Below are 21,235 nucleotides of genomic sequence, written 5' to 3' on the forward strand. Positions count from 1 at the left end.
AACGACGAACCCCGCCTCTATGGCGGGGTTCGCGTTTTGGGGCTCGACATATTCGCAGTACGCACAGCCTGGATTAAGAGGCTGGACATCGACGGTCTTCGCGAGCGACAGCCCATCAAACAAAAGCCCCGGCCGATGGCCAGGGCTTTGTCAGCAATGGGCCTGCCTACCGACAGGCTTGCATTTATGCAAGCGGCTATCAGAGCCCTGCCACGTCCTCGGCCTGCAGGCCCTTCTGGCCTTGGGTGACCGAGAATTCCACTTGCTGACCTTCGGTCAGAGAGCGGTGGCCTTCGCCACGAATAGCCTGGTAGTGAACAAACACATCCGCACCACTGCCACGCTGGATGAATCCATAACCCTTGGCATCATTGAACCACTTGACGGTTCCGGTTTCGCGCTCAGCCATTACTACTTCTCCAACTCGATTCTTATTATTCCCCGTTCGGGAAGGGACTCTCAGGCCTGCCCCGCTGAGGACACCTGCCAGCGGCAATATACCGGAGCAGGCATGACAAGCGCGTTGCAGGCCATCGACGGACGAGTATAGAACAGGAAAAATTCTCGTCTTGAGTTTTTACAGTCGTTCATAGCGATGACGCCTCACGCTTGAACCGCCATCGCAAATCAACACCGAGCCAGCACTGATCAACCCGCTCTGCGCCGACGCCACAACCACCGCAGCAGCACGCCCACCGTCAACAGCAACGGCACCAAGGCGATATTGAAGAACTTCAACGTGCGGCCCAGCGCATCGATATCGGCGTTGAGCTGATAGCGAACCTCGCGCAGTTCCTTGCGAATACGCAGTTTCTCTTTTAAGTAACCCTGCAGAGCGGCTTGTTGCTCATCCGTAAGCTCTATCGCGCCTTCGGCGTTCGGGCCCTGCAATTCGGCGAGTTGCGCTTCGGTAGCGGCCAGCCGCTGCTGTAGCACCTCTTCCTTCTCCCGGAAGCGATTCTCGGCCTGTCGCTGCAATTCCTCGACCACCACGAACGGCCTGGCGAAGCGACCGCGTGAGCGCACACTGATCAGCGCATCGGTACCAGACAGGTTGTCCAATGCATTGACCACGAAGGTGCCGTTGTCGGCCCAGGGCTGCGGCATACGCTGCCCGAAGAAATCCTGCACCTGCACCCACATGCGATCGGCCAGCAGATCTGTGTCCGCGACGGCGATAACGTTGATGCTGGCACTTTCCTTCAATCCATCTTTACGGCCTTCGATGCCATCGGGATAGGCCGACTGCGCCGGCCCCTGAATACGCGCCGCAAGCGTGTAACGCTCACCCGTGGGCTCCAGATCACGCAGGAGTTCCTCGGGATTTTCCAGCGTCGCGAAGCGTCCTGCCTCGATCGGCATGGCATAACTGGAGCTCTGGAGCAACGGGATAAAACGGGTCGTGGCGCCCTCCAGCGGTTCGAGGAAGCCGGCGGTCGCCATATTCAGGCTTTCCAGCGAGGCAGTGGTTACATCCTCGGTATCCATGGTGTGCTGCGGCAGGCTCAGCCAGCCCGGATGGCGGACCGGCCGGCGCTCGGCACCCACCCCGACCGACATCGCATAGGACGCATCGGCGACAACCTCGCCGGGCGCCATGCGCACGCCCCACGCCTTGAACAGCGGTTCCAGATCCGAGGTCTTGCCCTCGCCGAACTCGCCCGGCCCGATACCCATGCCCGGATCGGCTTCGCTATAGGGATCGAGGAACACCAGCAACTTGCCGCCGCGCATGACGAACTGGTCGATCGCATAGAGCGTCTGCTCCGGCAGCTCCTTGGGATGCACCAGCATCAGCACCGATACGCTGGCCGGGATCATGTCGACGTCGCGCTTGAGACTCTCGATATGGAACTGCTGACGAATGTCCTCCAGCACCATCCAGGGCGGTGTCGCCTGCTGGGTGCGCATATCGAAACCGCCCGTGATCGGCAGTCCGGAGAGCACCCCGACAACCGGCATCTGCGCCGACGCCAGGCTCTGCACCAGGCGACTGATTTCGTACTCGAGGAACTCCTCCTGATCCAGCGGGAAGAAGGGGATGCTCTGCGTTTGCCCATCGGCGTTGGTGCCGGCCAAACCGAAGTAGACCTTGTCGCCACCCTGATTCAGCGGTACGGCCTGCAGGCCTAGCTCAGCGGCGCGATCCTCCTCTTCGGAGAACGGTTCGGGGTCAATCACATGCAGCTTGAGCTTGCCATCAGCGGCGCGCTCATACGCCCGCAGCATTTCCTCGACGCGCCGGGCATAGTTGCGCAACGCTACGAGATCTTTGGTCGCCTCGTCCGAATAGAAGAAATTCAGTTCGATGGGCTTCTCAAGCCCCTCGAGAATGGTCTCGGTACCTTCGGATATGGTGTAGAGCTTCTGCTCGGTCAGGTCCAGCCGCGCGTCGGTGAACACCAGGCCGGAAAATACGTTGAATGCCAGGAAGGCCAATGCGATCAGCAGCAGCCCAGCACCCGAATACATCACTCGTTTCATGTGGGCTTCCTTACGCCGCTTTCTTCAGATCGACGACCACAGCGGTAGCCGCCAGCCAGGCGATGATCAGCGTGACGAAATAAAGCAGGTCACGCAGGTCGATAACCCCCTTGCTAAGAGAATCGAAGCGGATCAGGAAGCTCAGCGAAGCCACCGCATCGACCAACCACTGCGGCGCCCAGGCGAAGGCATCGAGCACCATCGGCAAACCGCTGACGATGAACAGGAAGCACGCGCTCACCGCGAGGATGAAGGCGATCACTTGATTCTTCGCCAGCGCCGACATGCACGAACCGATCGCCAGAAACGCCCCAGCCAACAGCCAGCTACCGAAATAGCCGGCGGCGATCGCACCGTTGTCCGGTTCGCCGAGGTAATTGACGGTAATAACCATCGGGAACGTCAGCAGCAACGCGATTCCGGCGAAGACCCAGGCCGCGAGAAACTTGCCGGTGACCGCCTCGAAACGGGTGATCGGCAACGTCATCAACAGCTCGATGGAGCCGGATTTGCGCTCCTCGGCCCACAACCGCATAGCGATGGCCGGGATCAGGAACAGATAGAGCCAGGTATGGAAGCTGAAGAACGGAACGAGATCCGCCTGGCCGCGCTCGTAGAAACCACCCAGATAGAAGGTGAAGACCCCGGACAGCACCAGGAAGATCAGGATGAACACATAGGCGAGCGGTGTCGCGAAATAGCTGCCCAGCTCGCGCTTGAAGATCACTGGCAACTGACTCATAGCGCCTCCCCACGGGTCAATGTACGGAACACCTCGTCCAGTCGGCCGCGCTCCACGTTCAGCTCCTTCACCGCCCATCCCTGTTGGCTAACCAGTGCATTGATCTGCGGAAAGATCACCTGTCCCGGTTTGGCCAGTACCGTGATGCTGTGATCCGATTCGTTGTGCTCGACGCCCGCCACGCCGGACAGCGCGGCCAACGCGATGTCATCCAGCGGGCCGTCGCTGACCAGCGTCACCGCCTGGTGATATTTCGATCGGCTTTCCAACTCGAAAGGCGTGTCATCGGCAACCAATCGTCCACTGGCGATCACCACCGCACGGGTGCACACCGCGGCGACCTCCTCGAGAATATGGGTGGAAATGATCACGATCTTGTCGTACGCCAGTCCCTTTATCAGTTCGCGTACCTGATGCTTTTGGTTAGGGTCCAGGCCATCTGTGGGCTCGTCGAGGATCAGCACCCGGGGATCGTGAAGGATCGCCTGGGCCAACCCGACGCGCCGCTTGAAGCCCTTGGACAGGGTCTCGATCGACTGGTCCAGCACCGATTCCAGCTCCACCTGCCCCGCCGCGGTATCGACCCGTACGCGCTTGTCAGCGCCCCGGTAGCCGCGCACTTCGGCGATAAAATCAAGAAAGCCGCGTACGCTCATATCGCCGTAGCACGGTGCGCCCTCCGGCAGATAGCCGATCTGCCGCTGGGCCTGAAGCGTCTGGGTTTGAATATCACAACCGAAAATGCTCGCCGTGCCGGAAGTCGGCGCAAGAAAACCCGTCAGCATCTTCATGGTGGTGGACTTGCCAGCCCCGTTGGGACCCAGAAAGCCGAGCACTTCGCCTGGCTGGACGTTGAATGACAGGGCATCCACCGCCGTGTGTTGAGCAAATCTTTTTGTCAGGTTTTTCAGTTCGATCATAGTTCTCACCCATGACGGACCCACGGCCGAACTCGGCAAGACGGGGCCAATGCGGGCCGGACTATAAAAAGAGCGTGGCGGACATTGCAACCAGCAAGGGAGGGTGTTGCTGGTACCTCACAGCGCAGCGCGTGGGTTCTACTATTCTCGAGCCAGCCCGTAGCTCGCGAGACACGCAACACCAACGGCCGACCGGGCAAGCTCATGCGATGGCGTCTGACGGGATCGACAAGTAGCGAAACCCAAGCAAGATTCGCTTCGTCCCTGGGATCGGCTACTGTCCGCGCTTTAACCTCAACGTTGGATCGACAAACGAATGGAAGACGCCGCGCTCTTGGTGATTGATCAGCAGAAAGGCATCGATCATCCCAAGTTGGGCCAACGAAACAACCCACACGCAGAAGCGGTGATGCTCGCCCTGCTCGTCCACTGGCAGGAGCACGGGCGGCCAGTGATTCATATCAGGCATCGGTCTTCGGATCCGGACTCGGTGTTCTGGCCCCACCAGGACGGCTTCGAATTCAAGCCCGCGTTTCAGCCAGGTGAGAACGAAACAGTCATCGAAAAATCCACGCCTTGCGCATTCACCAGAACCGATCTCGAAGCGCTTCTGGCGCAGTTGGGTGTTAGCTCGATCGTCATTACCGGCGTCGCAACAAACAATTCGGTCGAGGCAACGGCAAGAACGGCGGGCTGCAAAGGCATCGATGCCTACGTGGTCGAAGATGCCTGTTTCACCTTTGCCAAACGCGATTACCGGGGCCAGATGCGCAGTGCTGAAGCGGTGCATGACATGTCGCTGGCAAACCTGGACGGTGAATATGCGAAGGTCGTCAGCTCGGCGAAAATACTGTCGCACCGAGCCAATACCATCGAGGGCGGCGCCCCGTAACAGCCCGAACGAGCTAGCGGATGTACGCCGGGTGATTGACACGAAGCTCATCCGCGAACAGGCGCAAGCATCCCCCACCCTTTTGCCTACAAGCCGCTTACGGCACACTTGCGTGCTTCGAGGGTATTAACCCCTTTCACAGTCGAATCTGCCGTATGACCCGTTCCCCAATCCGCCGTCTGATTTTCTCCCTCGTGCGCCGCGTGCTGTACTTCTGGGTGCGCTCCGAAACCATCAACCAGTCCGCCTTCACGCTCAAGCTGGACCGCAGCAAGCCGGTGTTCTACGTGCTGCAACGCGCATCGCTTAGCGATCTGGCGGTGCTCGATCACGAGTGCAGCAAGGCTGGGCTGCCGCGTCCGGTGGCCGAGGTGGCGGTGGGCGATCATATCGAGCCGGCAGCGTTCATCTTTCTCAGCCCAGCGGCCAGCTGGTTCGGTCGGCGGCCGCGGATTGCCGCGCCTGCGCCGCTGGTTCGGCTGGTCGGTGCGCTGGAACAGAACGCGGTGGACAACGCGCAGATCATCCCAGTGAGCGTGTTCTGGGGGCAAAATCCGGCGCGCGAAACCAGCCCCTGGAAGCTGCTGTTCGCTGACAGCTGGGCCGTGACCGGACGTCTGCGCAAGCTGATGAGCATCGTCATCCTCGGCCGCAAGACCCGCGTGCAGTTCTCCGCGCCGATCCAACTCAACGAACTGGTGGCACAGAACAAGGGCCACGAGCGCACCCTGCGCATGGCCCACCGCATGCTGCGGGTGCATTTCCGTAATCAGAGGACGGCGGTGATCGGCCCAGATCTGTCGCACCGTCGCAATCTGGTCAAGGGGCTGGTGCACGCACCGCAAGTACGCCAGGCGATCAAAGACGAAGCCGAGCGCGAGAACATTCCTCTGGAGAAGGCCGAAGCCCGCGCCCTGCGTTACGGCAACGAGATCGCCTCGGATTACGCCTACACCGCCGTGCGCTTTCTCGAGGTGGTGCTGTCCTGGTTCTGGAACAAGATCTACGACGGCATTCGCATCAATCATCTGGAGCCGTTGCAAGATGCGGTTCACGGCTACGAAGTCATCTATGTACCCTGCCATCGCAGCCATATCGACTATCTGCTGCTGTCCTACCTGCTGTTTCGCAACGGTCTGACACCGCCGCACATCGCCGCCGGCATCAACCTCAACATGCCGGTGATCGGTGGCCTGCTGCGCCGCGGTGGCGCCTTCTTCATGCGTCGCTCGTTCAAGGGCAACCCACTCTATACCTCGGTGTTCAACGAATACCTGCACACCCTGTTCAGCCGCGGCTTTCCGGTGGAGTACTTCGTCGAGGGCGGCCGCTCGCGGACCGGGCGGATGCTGCAGCCGAAAACCGGCATGCTCGCCATTACCCTGCGTAGCTATCTGCGCTCCTCGCGGCTGCCGATTCTCTTCGTGCCGGTGTACATCGGTTACGAGCGGGTACTCGAAGGGCGTACCTATCTGGGCGAATTACGCGGTGCAGCGAAGAAGAAGGAATCGATCTTCGACATCTTCAAGGTCATCGGCGCGCTGAAGCAGCGCTTCGGCCAGGTCTGGGTGAACTTCGGCGAGCCGCTGAAGCTCAACGAATTCCTCGACCGCGAGCAACCCGGTTGGCGCCAGCAGAACCTGGGACCAGGTTATCGCCCGGAATGGCTCAACGAGACCACCAACAAACTGTCCGAACGCATCGCCCAGCGCCTCAACGAAGCCGCCGCGGTCAATCCGGTCAACCTGGTGGCGCTGGCCATGCTGTCCACCAGCCGCCAGGCGCTGGACCGGCGCTCGCTGGAGCGCATTCTCGATCTGTACCAAAGTCTTCTACGCGCGGTGCCCTACTCGCCCCACGTCACCCTGCCAGACGGCAACGGCGACACGCTGATCGACTATGTAAAAGACCTCGACCTGCTGGCCGAACAGAAGGACGCGCTGGGCAACATCCTCTATCTGGACGAGCAAAACGCCGTCCTGATGACCTATTACCGCAACAACGTGATGCATATCTTCGCCCTTCCGGCACTGCTGGCGAGCTTCTTCCAGAGCAGTTCGAGGATCAGCCGCGATCAGATCCTGCGCTTCACCGAGGCACTCTACCCCTACCTGCGCGCCGAGCTGTTCATGCGCTGGGAGCCGGAAGAACTGGAAGCGGTGATCGATCAGTGGCTGGCAGCCTTCGTCGAACAGGGCCTGCTCAAGCTCGACGGTGAGACTTACCTGCGACCGGCGCCCAGCTCGCGTCAGTTCGTGCTGTTGACGCTGCTGGCGCGGGTCATCGTGCAAACATTGCAGCGCTTCTACATGGCGATTTCGTTGTTGCTCAACAGCGGACAGAACACGCTCGACGCCGAGGAATTGGAAACGCTGTGCACGATCATGGCCCAGCGTCTGTCGATCCTGCATGGCCTGAACGCGCCGGAGTTCTTCGACAAAAGCCTGTTTCGGCATTTCATCAAAAGTTTGCAGGACCAGGATGTTCTGCGCCTGGACGAGGCCGGCAAGCTCGGCTACCACGACAAGCTCGGAGAACTGGCCGAGGGTGTCGCCAAGCGCGTGCTGCCGGCAGAGATTCGCCTTTCGATTCGCCAGGTGGCGCTGGAGCGGCACGATGAGGAACGGCTGACGAACTGATTTCTGTCGCGGACGCTCAAGCACGGGCGTCCCGCAGCGAGGCCATCAGTGAAAATCACGCTAACGACGCTAAGGCTTAATGCCGAAACGTTCGTTCGCCGACAAGCACGACGCCCATACTCAGCAGGCAGTCCAATAAAAATGCTTCGGACGCCTACCGAAAGGGGCCTGTATGACACGCACCGGCGTTATCGCATTGTCTCTGGTCATTGGACTGGCGGGCTGCGCCACCCCCAGCCTGACCAACCTCACGCCCTCCTCCGTTGCTCGCTCACCAGTGCCGCTCTACCCGTTGCGAGCACAGGTTGACGGTCGTGGCAACCGCATCGCGCACGTTAACGCGGTCATCCATGGCGCCCCTTGGGCCATGATGCCGTTGCCAAGTGGTCAACACGCGGTGGGCTATTTCGCCGACACCTGCGAAACCAACATCCCATATCACTTCAGTGTTGGTTATCAGCGCCGCAACTGGCTCGGCTCCGGCTACTCGAGCACCGTCCATGAGAAGCGCTTCCCGGAAGCCTCCGGTTACGTCATGAATGTGACCGGCGAACCGGTGCCGGACGATTGTTCGGCACCCGTTGGCCTGACCTTAAGCGTGAACAGTACGGCTGATGAGGTGGATGCGGAACCGGGGGACGGCATTTGCCGATCCGTTTCCAATCGCTGCACGCTCAGAGCGGCGGTGATGGAAAGCAACGCGCACCAGGGCCACGATCTGATAGAGGTGCCATCGGGGCATTACGTGCTGTCGTTAACCGGTAGCGAGACCGCGGACATACCGAACGATGCGATCGGCGACCTGGACATCACTGATGGATTGACGCTGACGGGACTTGGACGTGCGGCGAGGAACGCCGATCTCCAGGTCATCGTCGACGCAGGGGCCATCGACCGGATCTTCGATATCTATGCCAGCTCGCCGCGGGCGGTGACGCTCAGCTATCTGCGATTGGAAAACGGCCGGCCCATGGGCAGCGGCGGCGGCGCGATCTGGAATCGCGGCAACCTGCGTATGGACCGGATGCTGTTGCGCGGCAACACCATCGATCATGAGCTGGAAACCTCCTGCGCGGCCTTTCCAAGCCGACGCCTGTGCAACCGTGGCGCGGGCCTGTTCAACGAGGGCCAGGCGCTGGTTGCGCGCTCGACCATCGAACAGAACTCGACCGGACGCGAGTCCGGGCACGCTGGCGGCATTTCCAACATGGGCCCGACGGCGCAGCTGTATGTGCGCGACAGTCTTATCACCGGAAATGACGCGCGCTTCTGGGGCGGGCTGCTGAACTATCAGGGCACCGTCGACATCCTGAATAGCACTTTCATCGACAATCGCAGCACCACCGGTGGTGTCCGAGCCGCAGAGATCGGCAATGTCGACGGCAAGATATCGGTCCGCAACGCGACGTTCAGCAATCACTCGCAGTTGTTCAGTCATACCGGTACCGGCGAGTTCCGCCTGGCCAACAGCCTGGTCGAAATACGCGCCTTCAACGATATGCCGTTCTGCAGTGGCACGCTGATCAGCGGCAGCTTCAATGCCATCGGTGGCTCCGGAGGCGGACTTTACGATTTCCTCGGTGGCTGCGGCTTCACCCCCACTACCGCAGACGAAGCCGGGGTACGCCTGTACCTCGGCGCACTGCAAGACAACGGAGGCCCGACTCGCACCGTCGCGCTGCGTGAACCGCTCGAAGACAGCCCCTACTTCGACCCCATCGACATGGGCGGCGTGCTTTGCCCTGACACCGATCAGCGCGGCAGCCCGCGTGATGATCGACAGTGCGATCCGGGTGCGTTCGAGTTCTGACCGGCATGGGGCGGCTTGTCATGATTTAGATCGTCGTCGGTCATGTGCAGGCTGCGGCGCGAACTGGCGAGATGAGTTTTCATCAGGCCCCTAGCGGCACTCAGCTGCCAAGCACGTTCAGTTTGGTGCGTATGAACTCTGAATGCGGCACATACAGCAGCTCGGCGATACGGCGAATCAGGTGGTCTTCATACTTGTGAATGTCGCCATCGGCGGCAGCGACGCGCCACAGTGCCTCGATCAGCGCGACTCTATCCTCCATCGAATACTGCGCATTGATCAGCGTTGTGAATTCGTACAGCGATGTCGATCGCTTGGCCGATTCCTGCGCGGCGGCGACCAGGGATGCGAGTTCGGCATCTTCCAGCCCCGAGCCCTGGCGAATGGCTTCGATGATAGCTTTCTGTTCTTCGGCCTCGCTTTCATAGTCCGCACGGCCGACCTCGATCAGCAGCGCCGCCGCAGCCACTTCGACGCCGGGCGGCGTACGGTCATCGTCCTCGCTGCGATCGAACAGCGCCTTGAGTGTTTTCAGCATGGTCATCCTCTCTGCACAGGTTGGTGTTCGACTGCGCGGCCTCGGCGAGTTTCGCGGATCCCGCGGCACGTTTCAGGTCACCACTGAAGAAGTTGTAGATCAGCAGGACCGTGATGATGCCACCATGACTGCGATCGAACACGCGTCGAGCATCGCCTCGACGCAGCCACGGTCAACGCCGGTCGACGATTTCGCAGGCTTGCGTCAACGATACGGTCGGTACAAGCTGCGGCCATCGTTTGGCACGCCGCGTCTGGCGCTTTAAGCTCTGCGGCCTGCCCGTTGCATCACTCAGAGGATTCCCCATGCTGCGCACCACTACCCTCATCGCCGGTCTGATGCTGTCCGCTGGCGCTTACGCCCTTTCGCTATCCGACCTCAGCCAGGGCGACGCCAACGCCGGCCTCAAGGATGCCCTCAGCCAGGGCGCGAAGGTGGCGGTGCAGCAGCTCGGGCGACCGGGTGGCTTCAGCAACGATCCGGATGTGCGCATCGAGCTGCCGGGGAATATCGGCAAGGCCTCTCGCATGCTGAAGATGATGGGCATGGGTGCCCAGGTCGAAGAGCTGGAAAACGGCATGAACAAGGCCGCCGAAGCTGCCGTACCACAGGCACAGGCGTTGCTGCTTGATGCGGTGAAGAAGATGACCGTGGCCGACGCCAAGGCGATCCTGGCTGGTGGCAATGACTCGGCAACTCAGTATCTGAACAAGACCAGTCGCGAGGAGATCCGCGCCAAGTTCCTGCCCATCATCAAGCAGGCCACTGACAAGGTCGGCGTCGCCCAGCAATACAATGCACTGGCCAGCAAGGCGTCCGGCCTCGGAGCGGTCGATGCCAAGTACGGCACGGTCGAAGGCTACGTGGCCGAACAGGCCCTCGATGGACTGTTCACCGTCATTGCCGAACAGGAAGCGAACATCCGTCAGAACCCTGCACAGGCGGCTACCAGCGTGGCGAAGAAGGTCTTCGGCGTGCTGATGGGCAATTGACCGCTGGAGCAGGTCGGGGCTGAACACCGATGTATCACGGAGAAAAATTCAACGCCTGGACGCATCTGGCCGGCGGCGTGCTGGCTCTGATCGGCACCGTCTGGTTGTTGGTATTGGCTGCCATGGATGGCGACCTGGCCAAGATCGTCAGCGTGGCCATTTACGGATTCACCCTGGTGCTGCTGTACAGCACCTCGACGATCTATCACAGCGTCCGGGGCCGCGCCAAAGCGGTCATGCAGAAGCTCGATCACCTGTCGATCTACCTGCTGATTGCGGGCAGTTACACACCCTTCTGCCTGGTTACGCTACGTGGCGCCTGGGGCTGGTGGCTGTTCGGCATCGTCTGGTCGCTGGCGGTGATCGGCATGCTGCAGGAAATCAAACCGCGTTCGGAGGCGCGGGTATTGTCCATTGTCATCTACGCAGTCATGGGCTGGATCGTGCTGGTGGCAGTCAAGCCGTTGCTTGCCGCACTGGGCACCGCCGGCTTCAGTTGGCTGGTGGCTGGTGGCGTGTCGTACACCGCTGGCATCGTATTCTTCGCTTACGATGAGCGTTTCCGCCACTGGCACGGCATCTGGCACCTGTTCGTCATGGTCGGCAGTCTGCTGCATTTCGTGGCGATCTTGCGCTACGTGGTCTGACGCCCGGTCGGCCAACCGAAACCCCGTCCAGTCGTTCAGAGTTCGTGCATGCGATTGACCTGCTGCGCCAGGCGCATGGTTTCGTGCTCTTCCAACTGCAGCATTTCCTCCAGCAGCTCGCGTGCCCGGTCAAGGCCGGGGCGGGTTTCCAGCGAACGGTACAGATCGATGATCTGATTGTGGATAGCGAAGATCTCCCGCGAGATCTCGTCGACACTCATCTGTCCGTAGGCCTCGCCGTCAAGATCAAGCGCCAGCCTGTCGCCCTCGACGGCATCGTGCAGTCGAGTGTGTAACGCACGCGGGTCGGCATGCTCCTTGATCCGGGCGATGGTGCTGGTCAGGCCCTGCTCATGTTGCGCCAGATAGACCAGCAGCATCTTGGCCAACGAGTCGCTGCGTTCATTCGCCCCGTCGCTCATGCAGGTGGACAGCCGCGCATGGGCCTGGCTGGTCCAGTCGATAAGGTCTTCGCATCGTTCGATGTTCATGATTCCTCCCTGCGCCGCGGTAAGGTTGCCCGGCATCATCTCCGGACAGGTTGTCGAGCAGGACGGCAGCACAACGATGCAATCATGCTCGGCAGTAATTGAACAGTGCTGAGCGTCGGCGGAGGAAAATAACTCGGCGCCGAGCGCGATCAGGCACGACGGCGGAACCGCCTTTGCGCGCTATCTTCGAACAAACGCCATGTGAAGATTACTTGACCTTGCCATAAGGGAAAGCTTGAGGATTCAGCCAAAGCCGGATGGGCCGGCCGCTGGGGAGGACTTTCCGTGAGTTCCATCGATATTCAGGTACAGGGCATGACGTGCGGCGCTTGTGTTCGCCACGTCACTCAGGCGTTGAATCCCATTTCCGGTGTCGACGCGATCAACGTCGACCTCGAGAGCGGCCTGGTTCGCGTCGAAGGCGACCCGGACAGCACCGCGCTGCTTGCCGCACTGAATGACGCCGGCTACCCGGCGCAACTTTCCAGCCAGGCAAGCCCCGCCGCAGCACCCACCAAGGGTTGCGGCAGCGGCTGCGGTTGTCGCTGATTTCCATTAACTGGAGTGCTTTCATGGCTATCACCCAATCCAAACTTGCTGTCATCGCCGCCCTGTTCATGGTCGGTAGCGCCCAGGCCGCCCAGGTCATTGACGTTCACCGCGACGCCAACTGCGGCTGCTGCAAAGACTGGGTCAAATATCTGCAGGCCAACGGCTTCGAGGTTCGCGATCATGTCGAGACCAACATGAGCGCGGTCAAGCAGAAGCTGGGCGTGGTGCCCCGGCTGGGTTCCTGCCACACCGGCGTGATCGACGGGAAGTTCGTCGAAGGTCACGTGCCGGTGGCACAGATTCACGAGCTGCAACGTCGCCAGGATCTGCGCGGCGTAGCGGCGCCGGGCATGCCGGCCGGCTCGCCCGGTATGGATTACGGCCAACCCGCCCAGGCCTACCAGGTTATTGGCTTGACCACAGACGGCAAGGACGTGGTGATGGCGGACTATCCGGCAGATTGAAGCAGGCCGACCGCAGAAACCTGACAGCCTGCCAACGCCTGCCGTCGGCAGCGCGTTCGACTACGTCTGATGGAATGGAAAACCATGCGCTGCACCTCTTCACGCCGCACCTTCGTCAAAGGCCTGGCCGCCAGCGGCATCACCGCCGGGCTGGGCATCTGGCGCCAGCCGGTGTGGGCCGTTGCACGCCCCGATCAGCTGAGTGATCAGGGTGTGCTGGCTGGCACCGAGTTCGACCTGACCATCGATTCGATGACGGTCGACTTCACCGGCAAACGCCGCACCGCCATGGCCATCAACGGCAGCATCCCCGGCCCGCTGCTGCGCTGGCGCGAAGGCGACACCGTGACGCTGCGGGTGCGCAATCGGCTGCCACAGGACACCTCGATCCACTGGCACGGCATTCTGCTGCCGGCCAACATGGACGGCGTGCCCGGCTTCAGCTTTGCCGGCATCGCCCCGGACGGCCTGTACGAATACCGCTTCAAAGTGAAGCAGAGCGGCACCTACTGGTATCACAGCCACTCGGCCTTCCAGGAACAGCTCGGCGTCTATGGCCCGTTGATCATCGATCCAAAGGAGCCCGAGCCGTTCACCTACGATCGCGACTATGTGGTGATGCTCAGCGACTGGAGCGACGAAAGCCCGGCCCGGGTGCTGGCCAAACTGAAAAAACAGGCCGATTACTACAATCGCGGGCGGCGCACGCTGGGTGATTTCATCAATGACGTGGCCGAACAGGGCTGGAGCGAAACCCTGAGCAACCGCTGGGCCTGGGCGAAGATGAACATGTCACCGACCGATCTCGCCGATGTCAGCGGCGAAACCTACACCTACTTGCTCAACGGCCAAGCGCCGGACGGCAACTGGACCGGTCTGTTCGAAACCGGCGAGCGCATTCGCCTACGGCTGATCAACGGCTCGGCGATGACCTACTTCGACTTCCGTATTCCGGGGCTCAAGCTTACCGTGGTCGCGGTGGACGGTCAGAACGTCGCGCCGGTGGAAGTCGAAGAACTGCGCCTGGCCGTGGCCGAAACGGTCGACATCATTGTCGCCCCGGTTGGCCACCAGGACGCCTATACCCTGTTCGCCCAATCCATGGACCGCAGCGGTTATGCCCGCGGGACTCTGGCCACGCGCCAAGGGCTGAGCGCCCCGGTACCGCAACCCGATCCTCGCCCCGAACTGAGCATGAGCGACATGGGCCATGGCGATCACGGCTCGCATGGCACTGGCGGCTCACAGCAGCCGATGTCCCCTGGCGCCACCAGGCACGACGCGATGAATCATGGCGAAATAGAACACGGGCAGATGGATCAGGAACAAATGAATCATGCGGGAATGACCGGCATGGGTCATTCAGCGATGGGCCATGGCAGCGCCCGCCCCATGAGCGGCAGCCAGATGCAGACCCACCCGGCCAGCGAAACCGACAATCCCCTCGTGGATATGCAGACCATGATGCCCGTTGCCAAGCTGGACGATCCCGGCATCGGACTGCGCGACAACGGTCGCCGTGTATTGACCTATGCCGACCTGCGCAGCGTCTTCCCCGACCCGGATGGCCGCGAGCCGACACGCACCATCGAGCTGCACCTGACCGGCCACATGGAGCGTTTCGCCTGGTCATTCGATGGCGTCCCCTTCGCCAATGCCGAACCGGTTCGCCTGACGTACGGCGAGCGGGTGCGCTTCGTGTTGGTCAACGACACCATGATGCACCACCCCATCCATTTGCACGGGATGTGGAGCGACCTGGAAGACGAGCACGGCAACTTCAAGCTGCGCAAACACACCATCGACATGCCACCCGGTTCCAGGCGCAGCTACCGCGTCACCGCCGATGCTCTCGGTCGCTGGGCCTATCACTGCCACATGCTGATGCACATGGACCTCGGAATGTTCCGTGAAGTCCGCGTTGAAGAATGAAGGAGAACCCCATGACCAGGTTCAAGCAAAACACCCTGCTCGCCTTCGGCCTGTTCGCCGCCCTGCAACTGGGCGTCGCCCATGCACAGCGCGAACACGAAGGGCATCACTCCGAGAATGCACCGCAAGCAACCCAACCCAGGTCGCAGCAAGGCGGCATGAGTCAGGGCATCGATCACGACAAGATGATGCAGATGCATGACGAGCACATGGGCGACGGTCACATGGACCACGGCAACATGGACAATGGCCAGATGAACCAGAACATGCCCAAGGGAGCCGAACAGGGCCAGCAGCATGACCACTGACAGGCCGCGCACCACCATAATCCAGGCGAGGCAAAAGGCCTTCCGGTCGCCTGTTCGGCTGTCGCTTGCCATCGCCCTGGGCCTGGTCGCTGGAGCGAGCCAGGCCCAGGAGACCATGGGCCATGCCGGTCACGGAGCGCCGATGGACCACAGCCAGATGAATCACGAAGCTATGGATCATGGCGCCATGCACCACGGCTCCACATCACAGGACGCCGGCGCGCATCCGCCGACAACCGGAATTCCGCCAGGACAGGAAACCCGTTCGCCGGTACCGACGATTAGCGATACGGACCGAGCTGAGGCATTCCCCAACTTGCCGCCACACCAGATGCACCAAGGTGGGTCGAATTTTTTTGTCCTCGCCGATCAGGTGGAATGGCAGGATGCCGGCGACGGCAGCGCGCTGGCCTGGGACCTGTCCGGCTGGCTCGGCGGCGACATCGACCGCATGGCCTGGCGCTCCGAAGGCGAACGCATCAAAGGCCACACCGACGAGGCTGAACTGCAGCTGCTCTGGAGTCATGCCATCAGCCCTTGGTGGGAGACTGTCGCCGGCATTCGCCAGGACTTCGAGCCCGGCTCGGCGCAAACCTGGGCGGCTCTCGGCATACAGGGAATGCCGCTGTATGGGTTGGAGACCGAAGTCACCGCTTTCATCGGCGAAGGCGGCCAGAGCGCGCTGCGCCTGGAGGCCGAATACGACATGCTGCTGACTCAGCGCTGGGTGCTGCAGCCCACTGTCGAAATCAATCTGCATGGGCGCAATGACGAATCTCGCGGCGTCGGTTCGGGCCTCAGCGAAGCCAGCGCTGGATTGCGCCTGCGCTACGAGATCAGCCGGCAATTCGCACCATATGTGGGTGTAAGCTGGAACCGTGCTTATGGCAACAGCGCTGACCTGCAGCGTGCCGAAGGTGAGGATGCAAATGAAGCCCGCCTGGTGGCGGGTATCCGATTCTGGTTCTGAGACTGCCGGTCCATGCTTAAAACCCTGACAATATTGCTGCTGGCTGCCCTCGCGATCCTTCTGATCGGAGCAGGTGTGCTGTACTCCGGCGCGATCAATATCGCCGCAGACAGTCCTCACACCTCACCGGTTCACGCACTGCTGGAAATCGCTCGCGAACGCGCCATTACGATTCGTGCCCGCAACATCGAGGTGCCGGATCTCACTGACGCGGAGCTGATCCGATCGGGCGCTGGCAACTATGACGCCATGTGCGTCGCCTGCCACCTGGCACCCGGTATAGAGGCCACCGAACTGAGCAATGGGCTCAACCCGGCGCCCCCGGCCCTCACCGATACCAATCGGACGCATGATCCGGCCAGCGATTTCTGGATCATCAAGCACGGGATCAAGGCCACCGGCATGCCCGCCTGGGGCAAGAGCATGGAGGACCCGTACATCTGGGGTCTGGTCGCGCTTTTGGAGCAACTGCCGTCCCTGACTGCCATGGAGTACCGCACGCTGGTGACCACCAGCGCCGGCCATCAACATGGTGGAGGCGAGACGCTCGATCACCATGGCAGGCAGCCTGATTCGAACGATCACGGGCAGGGCGACCTGCCACACGACGCCAACGGTCAGCGGTCCGTGCCGGCACCTGGCAGCAATGTCCACCACCACGCCGATGGCACCAAGCACGTGCATTGACGGGCCTGCTGCGACGCCTGGAGGCGTCGCAGCAGGCTGTGCGGTGTCAGCTCGGCGGGGTTTCAGGCAGCGCCTGGTTCTGGCTGGGCTGACGGTAGGCATCGCGCCAACCCTGATAGCGCTGCTCCTGCCAGACGAGATGGTGCAGTCGCGCCATACCGTCCGGATCGTTGAGCAGGCGCCAGCGTGCCGCTTCGACTAAACCGTTGGGGCCGGCCTCGAGAATCTGCTGCAGGCGCTGCTCTCGCAGCAGTTCGGCACCGGGTACTACCTTGGCGTGACGCGCCCGTGCCATTGCACACACCAGCGCGTTGTAGATCGGATCAACCGTCGCGGCGAGGAAGCCGTCGTGCAAGGCGTTGTCCTGGTTCTGCCGAGTGTAGCGATCGGTCGAAGCCAACTCCTGCGGCGGATTGAACTCCTCCGGAATCAGAAACAACTTGCGGCGAAAGGCTGCGAGTCCCAGGCCGGTGCGACTGGTGATCACCGACACCGGAGCCGAGAGGATCAGCGACACCACGATCGGTGCCAACCACCACAGGAACGCCGGATCGAGCCAGGCGACCAGACCCGTCCAGAGCACGCCCAGGAGCATCTGCGAACCATGCCGACGTAGGGCCTCGCTCCAGGGCGTGGCGTTGTCGGCGCGCTGCGGTGAGTTCCACTGCACCGACCAACCGAGAAACGCAGCGGTGACGAATACCGTGTGAAACAGCATGCGCACCGGTGCCGCCAGCATCGAAAACAGGGTTTCCAACAGCATCGACAGCAACAGGCGAATGCGCCCGCCATACTCGTGGGCGCCCTGAATCCAAATCAGCAGCACGCTGAGCAGCTTCGGCAGGAAGAGCAGCGTCAAGGTCGCCGAGAACAGCGCAATGGCTTCCTCCGGATGCCATTGTGGCCACAGCGGGTAAAGTTGGTTCGGCTGCAGAAAGTACTCCGGCACCATCAGCGTGTGGATCGCCAGCAGCCCGGTCGACAAGGCCAGGAAGACGAACCAGAGCGGGGCCGACAGGTAAGACATGACACCCGTGAGGAACACGAAACGATGCACGGTGTGCATGCCCTTGACCAGAAACAGCCGGAAGTTCATCAGGTTGCCGTGGCACCAACGGCGGTCGCGCTTCAACTCATCGAGCAGGTTCGGTGGCAGCTCTTCGTAGCTGCCCGGCAGATCGTAGGCGATCCATACCCCCCAGCCAGCCCGCCGCATCAATGCGGCCTCGACGAAATCGTGGGACAGGATGTCGCCGGCGAAGGCGCCTTTGCCCGGCAGCGGCGCCAAGGCGCAATGCTCGATGAAGGGTTTGACCCGAATGATCGCGTTGTGCCCCCAGTAATGGGACTCGCCCAACTGCCAGAAATTGAGCCCGGCAGTGAACAGCGGGCCGTATACCCGCGTCGCGAACTGCTGCATCCGTGCATAGAGGGTATCCATGCCCGACGCCTTCGGAGCGGTCTGGATGATACCCGCACCTGGATTGGCTTCCATCAGCCGCACCAGGCTGGTCAGGCAGTTGCCGCTCATCACGCTGTCGGCGTCGAGCACCACCATATAGCGATAGCTGCTGCCCCAGCGACGGCAGAAGTCGTCGATGTTGCCGCTCTTGCGCTTCACTCGACGACGGCGACGGCGATAGAAGATGTGGCCGAAGCCGCCGACATCCCGGCAAACCTCCAGCCAGGCCTTCTGCTCCGCGACGCAGGTGTCCGGATCGTTGCTGTCGCTGAGCACGAAGATATCGAAATGCTCGATTTGCCCGGTCGCCTTGAGCGACTCGTAGGTCGCCCGCAAACCGGCGAACACCCTTGGGACGTCTTCGTTGGCGATCGGCATCACCAGCGCGGTGCGCGCCTCGCGCGGAATCGGTTCGTCACCCAGGGTATTGGCCGAGATGTTGTATCGGTCATGACCTTTAAGCAGCTGGAAGAAGCCCATCAGCGCCGTCCAGAAACCCACCGATACCCAGCAGAACAACAACGCGAACAGCATCAGAATGCTGGTTTGAACCACGTAGGGGAGGATCTGCCTCGCAGACTCCTGCCATGGCTGCTGGAACACTTCCTGTAGATCCACCAGCGCCCAACCCTGGTACGGCAGCACTGATTTCATGTGCCAGGTGGCGATGACGGTCTGTACCAGCATCAACACGAGCAAGGTCGTGCGTCGGAAGGCTGCGACCTGACGCCAGCCCGAGCGATCAACGGACTGAGCGGGGGGCAGCTCAACCGTGCGGTTCTTCTTGCGTAGAAAACGCCACCAGCTCAGACGCAACACGTTGGTATGCCAGGGCTCTGGCACCATTCGGGTACGCACGATCGGCGGCGTCGAATGAATGCAGACACGCCCTTGATGATCGAGCCCGAGCGCCCTGGCACGCTCCAGAACGCTCCCCCAGCCGAGCTTCAACCGTGCGGCGACCGAGCCCAGCGGTTCGTCTGCCTGCGCCTCACCGTCACTGGAGGCAGGCAGCGTGCGCGCCAGAACCCGGTGCACATCCTCCAGCCCACCGCCGGCCTGCTCCACCTCGTGAAGCAAGACCTGACGTTGCTCGACATCGAGCGGTAGCTGGCTGACATAGCGGCCTGCTATCGAAGGTTCCCCAGGGTTATTCATGAGTAGGAATCTGGTAGCTCCAGGTTTCGGACAGCGTCTTCTCGCCATCCACCAGCGCGGCGCGCAGCTCGACCGGCCGTTTGGGATCGCGCACCTTCAACCGCAATGTCAGACGCCAGCCCTTGGTCACCGGGTTATGCCGAAGGTTGTTCTCCACCAGCTCGGCATTGTCGCCGATGCTCACCCGTGTGCTGACCGGCGCATCCGCCGCCAGCTCGGCCAGGTTGGGGCCGACAAAATCGACGATCAAGGCGGTACTGCCATCGGGTTGGCGGATCAGGTTGGATTGCTTCACATCGCCGGTGGACAGACGCGTCTGGTGGACCCAGGCCAGCGCGGGATCATGCAGCGCCGGCTCGTCCATGGTGAAGTGCAGGCGATAGTCGAGGTTCAGCGGCTCACCTGGCTCCGGCCGTTGTTCGGGCACCCAGAAGGCAACGATGTTGTCGTTGGTTTCGTCCGGTGTGGGGATCTCTATGAGCTCCACACGCCCTTTGCCCCAGTCGCCCCGGGGCTCCACCCAGCCGCTCGGGCGCAGATCGTAACGATCGTCCAGATCCTCGTAACGGCCGAAGTCCCGAGTGCGCTGAAGCAGTCCGAAACCACGGGGATTTTCAACGCTGTAGCTGCTGATCGACAGCCGCTTGGGGTTATTAAGCGGTCGCCAGATCCACTCGTCAGCGCCGGTATGGATCGCCAGCCCTTCGGAGTCATGCAGCTGCGGACGGTAATTGAGCAAGGCGCTGGGTTGGTTGGCGCCGAACAGATACATGCTGGTGAGCGCAGCGATGCCGAGCTTCTGCACCGGCTCGCGCAGATAGACCCGTGCCTGGACGTCGACGGTGCTGTCCTTGCCGGGCGTGACCACCATTCGGTAGGCCCCGGTGGCACGAGGCGAATCCAACAGCGCATAGATCACCAGATTGCGCCGATCGGCTTGCGGGCGCTCGACCCAGAACTCGCGGAAGCGCGGAAATTCCTCACCGCTCGGCAGCGCCGTGTCGATCGCCAGACCGCGGGCCGACAGGCCATACACCTGCCCCTTGCCGATAACGCGGAAATAGCTGGCGCCGAGCAGCGTCATCAGCTCATCCGCCTTGTCCGCCTTGTTCAGCGGATAGAGCACCTTGAAACCGGCGAAGCCGAGATTCTTCAATGATGCAGGGTCGATCTGCACCTTGCCGAAGTCGAACATTTCCGGCTCGTAGCGGACCTCTTCGACCCCCGCAGCGGTGATCTCGTTGATCTTCACTGGCACGTTGAAGTGCATGCCCTGATGGTAGAACTGCACCTCGAACGGCGTCGGCTCGTCGTGCCAGAGTGCCTTGTCGCCCCGAAAGCGAAGTTGCTGATAATCGGCGAACGCCATGTCGCGAAACACCTGCGGCAGATTGCTCTGCGGCGCCGCGTAATCCTGCGCCGCCAGTTTTTCAGCTTTTTTCGCTACATCGTCGAGGTTGAATGCCCAGCCATGGCTGGCAAACAGACTCATGCACAGACTCAACGCCATTCCCAGCGCCCGCCCTTTGCGAGCGCCTGTTCCGAAA

Annotated in this window: 19 protein-coding genes; 11 read left to right on the plus strand and 8 right to left on the minus strand. The window is 61.6% G+C overall.

Annotated features, from left to right (window positions below):
* Positions 1-199 precede the first annotated feature (199 nt).
* From UF78_RS13615 to UF78_RS13630, 4 genes are all read right to left on the minus strand, one after another.
* Entirely contained in the window at positions 200-409 is a 210-nt protein-coding gene (locus UF78_RS13615) for a cold-shock protein (RefSeq protein ID WP_045162757.1), read from the minus strand.
* A gap of 239 nt (positions 410-648) precedes the next feature.
* Positions 649-2,484: a GldG family protein gene (locus UF78_RS13620; RefSeq protein ID WP_045162758.1), complete on the minus strand. Its 1,836-nt coding sequence runs from the start codon at positions 2,482-2,484 to the stop codon at positions 649-651.
* 10 nt (positions 2,485-2,494) lie between these two features.
* The gene (locus UF78_RS13625; RefSeq protein ID WP_045162759.1) at positions 2,495-3,226 is read right to left on the minus strand and encodes an ABC transporter permease subunit; all 732 of its coding nucleotides are present in this window, start codon (positions 3,224-3,226) and stop codon (positions 2,495-2,497) included.
* The gene (locus tag UF78_RS13630) at positions 3,223-4,146 is read right to left on the minus strand and encodes an ABC transporter ATP-binding protein (RefSeq protein ID WP_045162760.1); all 924 of its coding nucleotides are present in this window, start codon (positions 4,144-4,146) and stop codon (positions 3,223-3,225) included. The genes UF78_RS13625 and UF78_RS13630 overlap by 4 nt, the downstream gene beginning before the upstream one ends.
* A 316-nt stretch (positions 4,147-4,462) precedes the next feature.
* Between UF78_RS13630 and UF78_RS13635 the strand changes: the two genes are divergently transcribed.
* From UF78_RS13635 to UF78_RS13645, 3 genes are all read left to right on the plus strand, one after another.
* Positions 4,463-5,038, plus strand: a complete 576-nt coding sequence (locus tag UF78_RS13635) for a cysteine hydrolase family protein (RefSeq protein WP_045162761.1) — start codon at positions 4,463-4,465, stop codon at positions 5,036-5,038.
* 155 nt (positions 5,039-5,193) lie between these two features.
* Entirely contained in the window at positions 5,194-7,677 is a 2,484-nt protein-coding gene (gene plsB / locus UF78_RS13640) for a glycerol-3-phosphate 1-O-acyltransferase PlsB (RefSeq protein WP_045162762.1), read from the plus strand.
* A gap of 172 nt (positions 7,678-7,849) precedes the next feature.
* Positions 7,850-9,487 carry a choice-of-anchor Q domain-containing protein gene (locus UF78_RS13645; protein ID WP_045162763.1) on the plus strand — a complete coding sequence of 546 codons (1,638 nt, stop codon included), beginning with the start codon at positions 7,850-7,852 and terminating at the stop codon, positions 9,485-9,487.
* Between the two features lie 100 nt (positions 9,488-9,587).
* Here UF78_RS13645 and UF78_RS13650 read toward each other — a convergent pair whose 3' ends face one another.
* Positions 9,588-10,025, minus strand: a complete 438-nt coding sequence (locus UF78_RS13650) for a TerB family tellurite resistance protein (RefSeq protein WP_045162764.1) — start codon at positions 10,023-10,025, stop codon at positions 9,588-9,590.
* A 305-nt stretch (positions 10,026-10,330) separates the two neighbouring features.
* Here UF78_RS13650 and UF78_RS13660 point away from each other — a divergent pair, with 305 nt between their 5' ends.
* Positions 10,331-11,017, plus strand: a complete 687-nt coding sequence (locus UF78_RS13660; RefSeq protein ID WP_045162766.1) for a DUF4197 domain-containing protein — start codon at positions 10,331-10,333, stop codon at positions 11,015-11,017.
* Positions 11,018-11,046: 29 nt separating this feature from the next.
* The gene (gene trhA / locus UF78_RS13665; RefSeq protein ID WP_045162767.1) at positions 11,047-11,664 is read left to right on the plus strand and encodes a PAQR family membrane homeostasis protein TrhA; all 618 of its coding nucleotides are present in this window, start codon (positions 11,047-11,049) and stop codon (positions 11,662-11,664) included.
* A gap of 35 nt (positions 11,665-11,699) precedes the next feature.
* Here trhA and UF78_RS13670 read toward each other — a convergent pair whose 3' ends face one another.
* A complete protein-coding gene (locus UF78_RS13670; protein WP_045162768.1) occupies positions 11,700-12,155 on the minus strand; it encodes a hypothetical protein in 456 nt (151 codons plus the stop codon).
* 285 nt (positions 12,156-12,440) lie between these two features.
* Between UF78_RS13670 and UF78_RS13675 the strand changes: the two genes are divergently transcribed.
* The 6 genes from UF78_RS13675 (at position 12,441) to UF78_RS13700 (ending at position 17,068) form a co-directional block, all read left to right on the plus strand.
* Positions 12,441-12,704 carry a heavy-metal-associated domain-containing protein gene (locus UF78_RS13675; protein ID WP_045162769.1) on the plus strand — a complete coding sequence of 88 codons (264 nt, stop codon included), beginning with the start codon at positions 12,441-12,443 and terminating at the stop codon, positions 12,702-12,704.
* 23 nt (positions 12,705-12,727) lie between these two features.
* Positions 12,728-13,171 carry a DUF411 domain-containing protein gene (locus tag UF78_RS13680; RefSeq protein ID WP_045162770.1) on the plus strand — a complete coding sequence of 148 codons (444 nt, stop codon included), beginning with the start codon at positions 12,728-12,730 and terminating at the stop codon, positions 13,169-13,171.
* An 84-nt stretch (positions 13,172-13,255) separates the two neighbouring features.
* A complete protein-coding gene (locus tag UF78_RS13685) occupies positions 13,256-15,103 on the plus strand; it encodes a copper resistance system multicopper oxidase (RefSeq protein ID WP_045162771.1) in 1,848 nt (615 codons plus the stop codon).
* A gap of 11 nt (positions 15,104-15,114) precedes the next feature.
* Entirely contained in the window at positions 15,115-15,411 is a 297-nt protein-coding gene (locus UF78_RS13690) for a hypothetical protein (protein WP_045162772.1), read from the plus strand.
* 115 nt (positions 15,412-15,526) lie between these two features.
* Positions 15,527-16,381 carry a copper resistance protein B gene (locus tag UF78_RS13695; protein WP_230623646.1) on the plus strand — a complete coding sequence of 285 codons (855 nt, stop codon included), beginning with the start codon at positions 15,527-15,529 and terminating at the stop codon, positions 16,379-16,381.
* 12 nt (positions 16,382-16,393) lie between these two features.
* Entirely contained in the window at positions 16,394-17,068 is a 675-nt protein-coding gene (locus tag UF78_RS13700) for a c-type cytochrome (protein WP_045162773.1), read from the plus strand.
* Positions 17,069-17,114: 46 nt separating this feature from the next.
* On the opposite strand, the gene mdoH is transcribed toward UF78_RS13700, so the two are convergent.
* Positions 17,115-19,688 (minus strand): glucans biosynthesis glucosyltransferase MdoH, encoded by a 2,574-nt coding sequence (mdoH, locus tag UF78_RS13705; RefSeq protein ID WP_045162774.1) that lies wholly within the window; start codon positions 19,686-19,688, stop codon positions 17,115-17,117.
* Complete coding sequence (locus tag UF78_RS13710; protein WP_045162775.1) at positions 19,681-21,198, minus strand: glucan biosynthesis protein G; 1,518 nt, start codon at positions 21,196-21,198, stop codon at positions 19,681-19,683. Before UF78_RS13710 ends, mdoH begins: the two co-directional genes overlap by 8 nt.
* Positions 21,199-21,235: the final 37 nt, after the last annotated feature.

It is taken from the genome of Stutzerimonas stutzeri, from assembly GCF_000952685.1.
GTDB classification, from domain to species: Bacteria; Pseudomonadota; Gammaproteobacteria; order Pseudomonadales; family Pseudomonadaceae; genus Stutzerimonas; species Stutzerimonas stutzeri_E.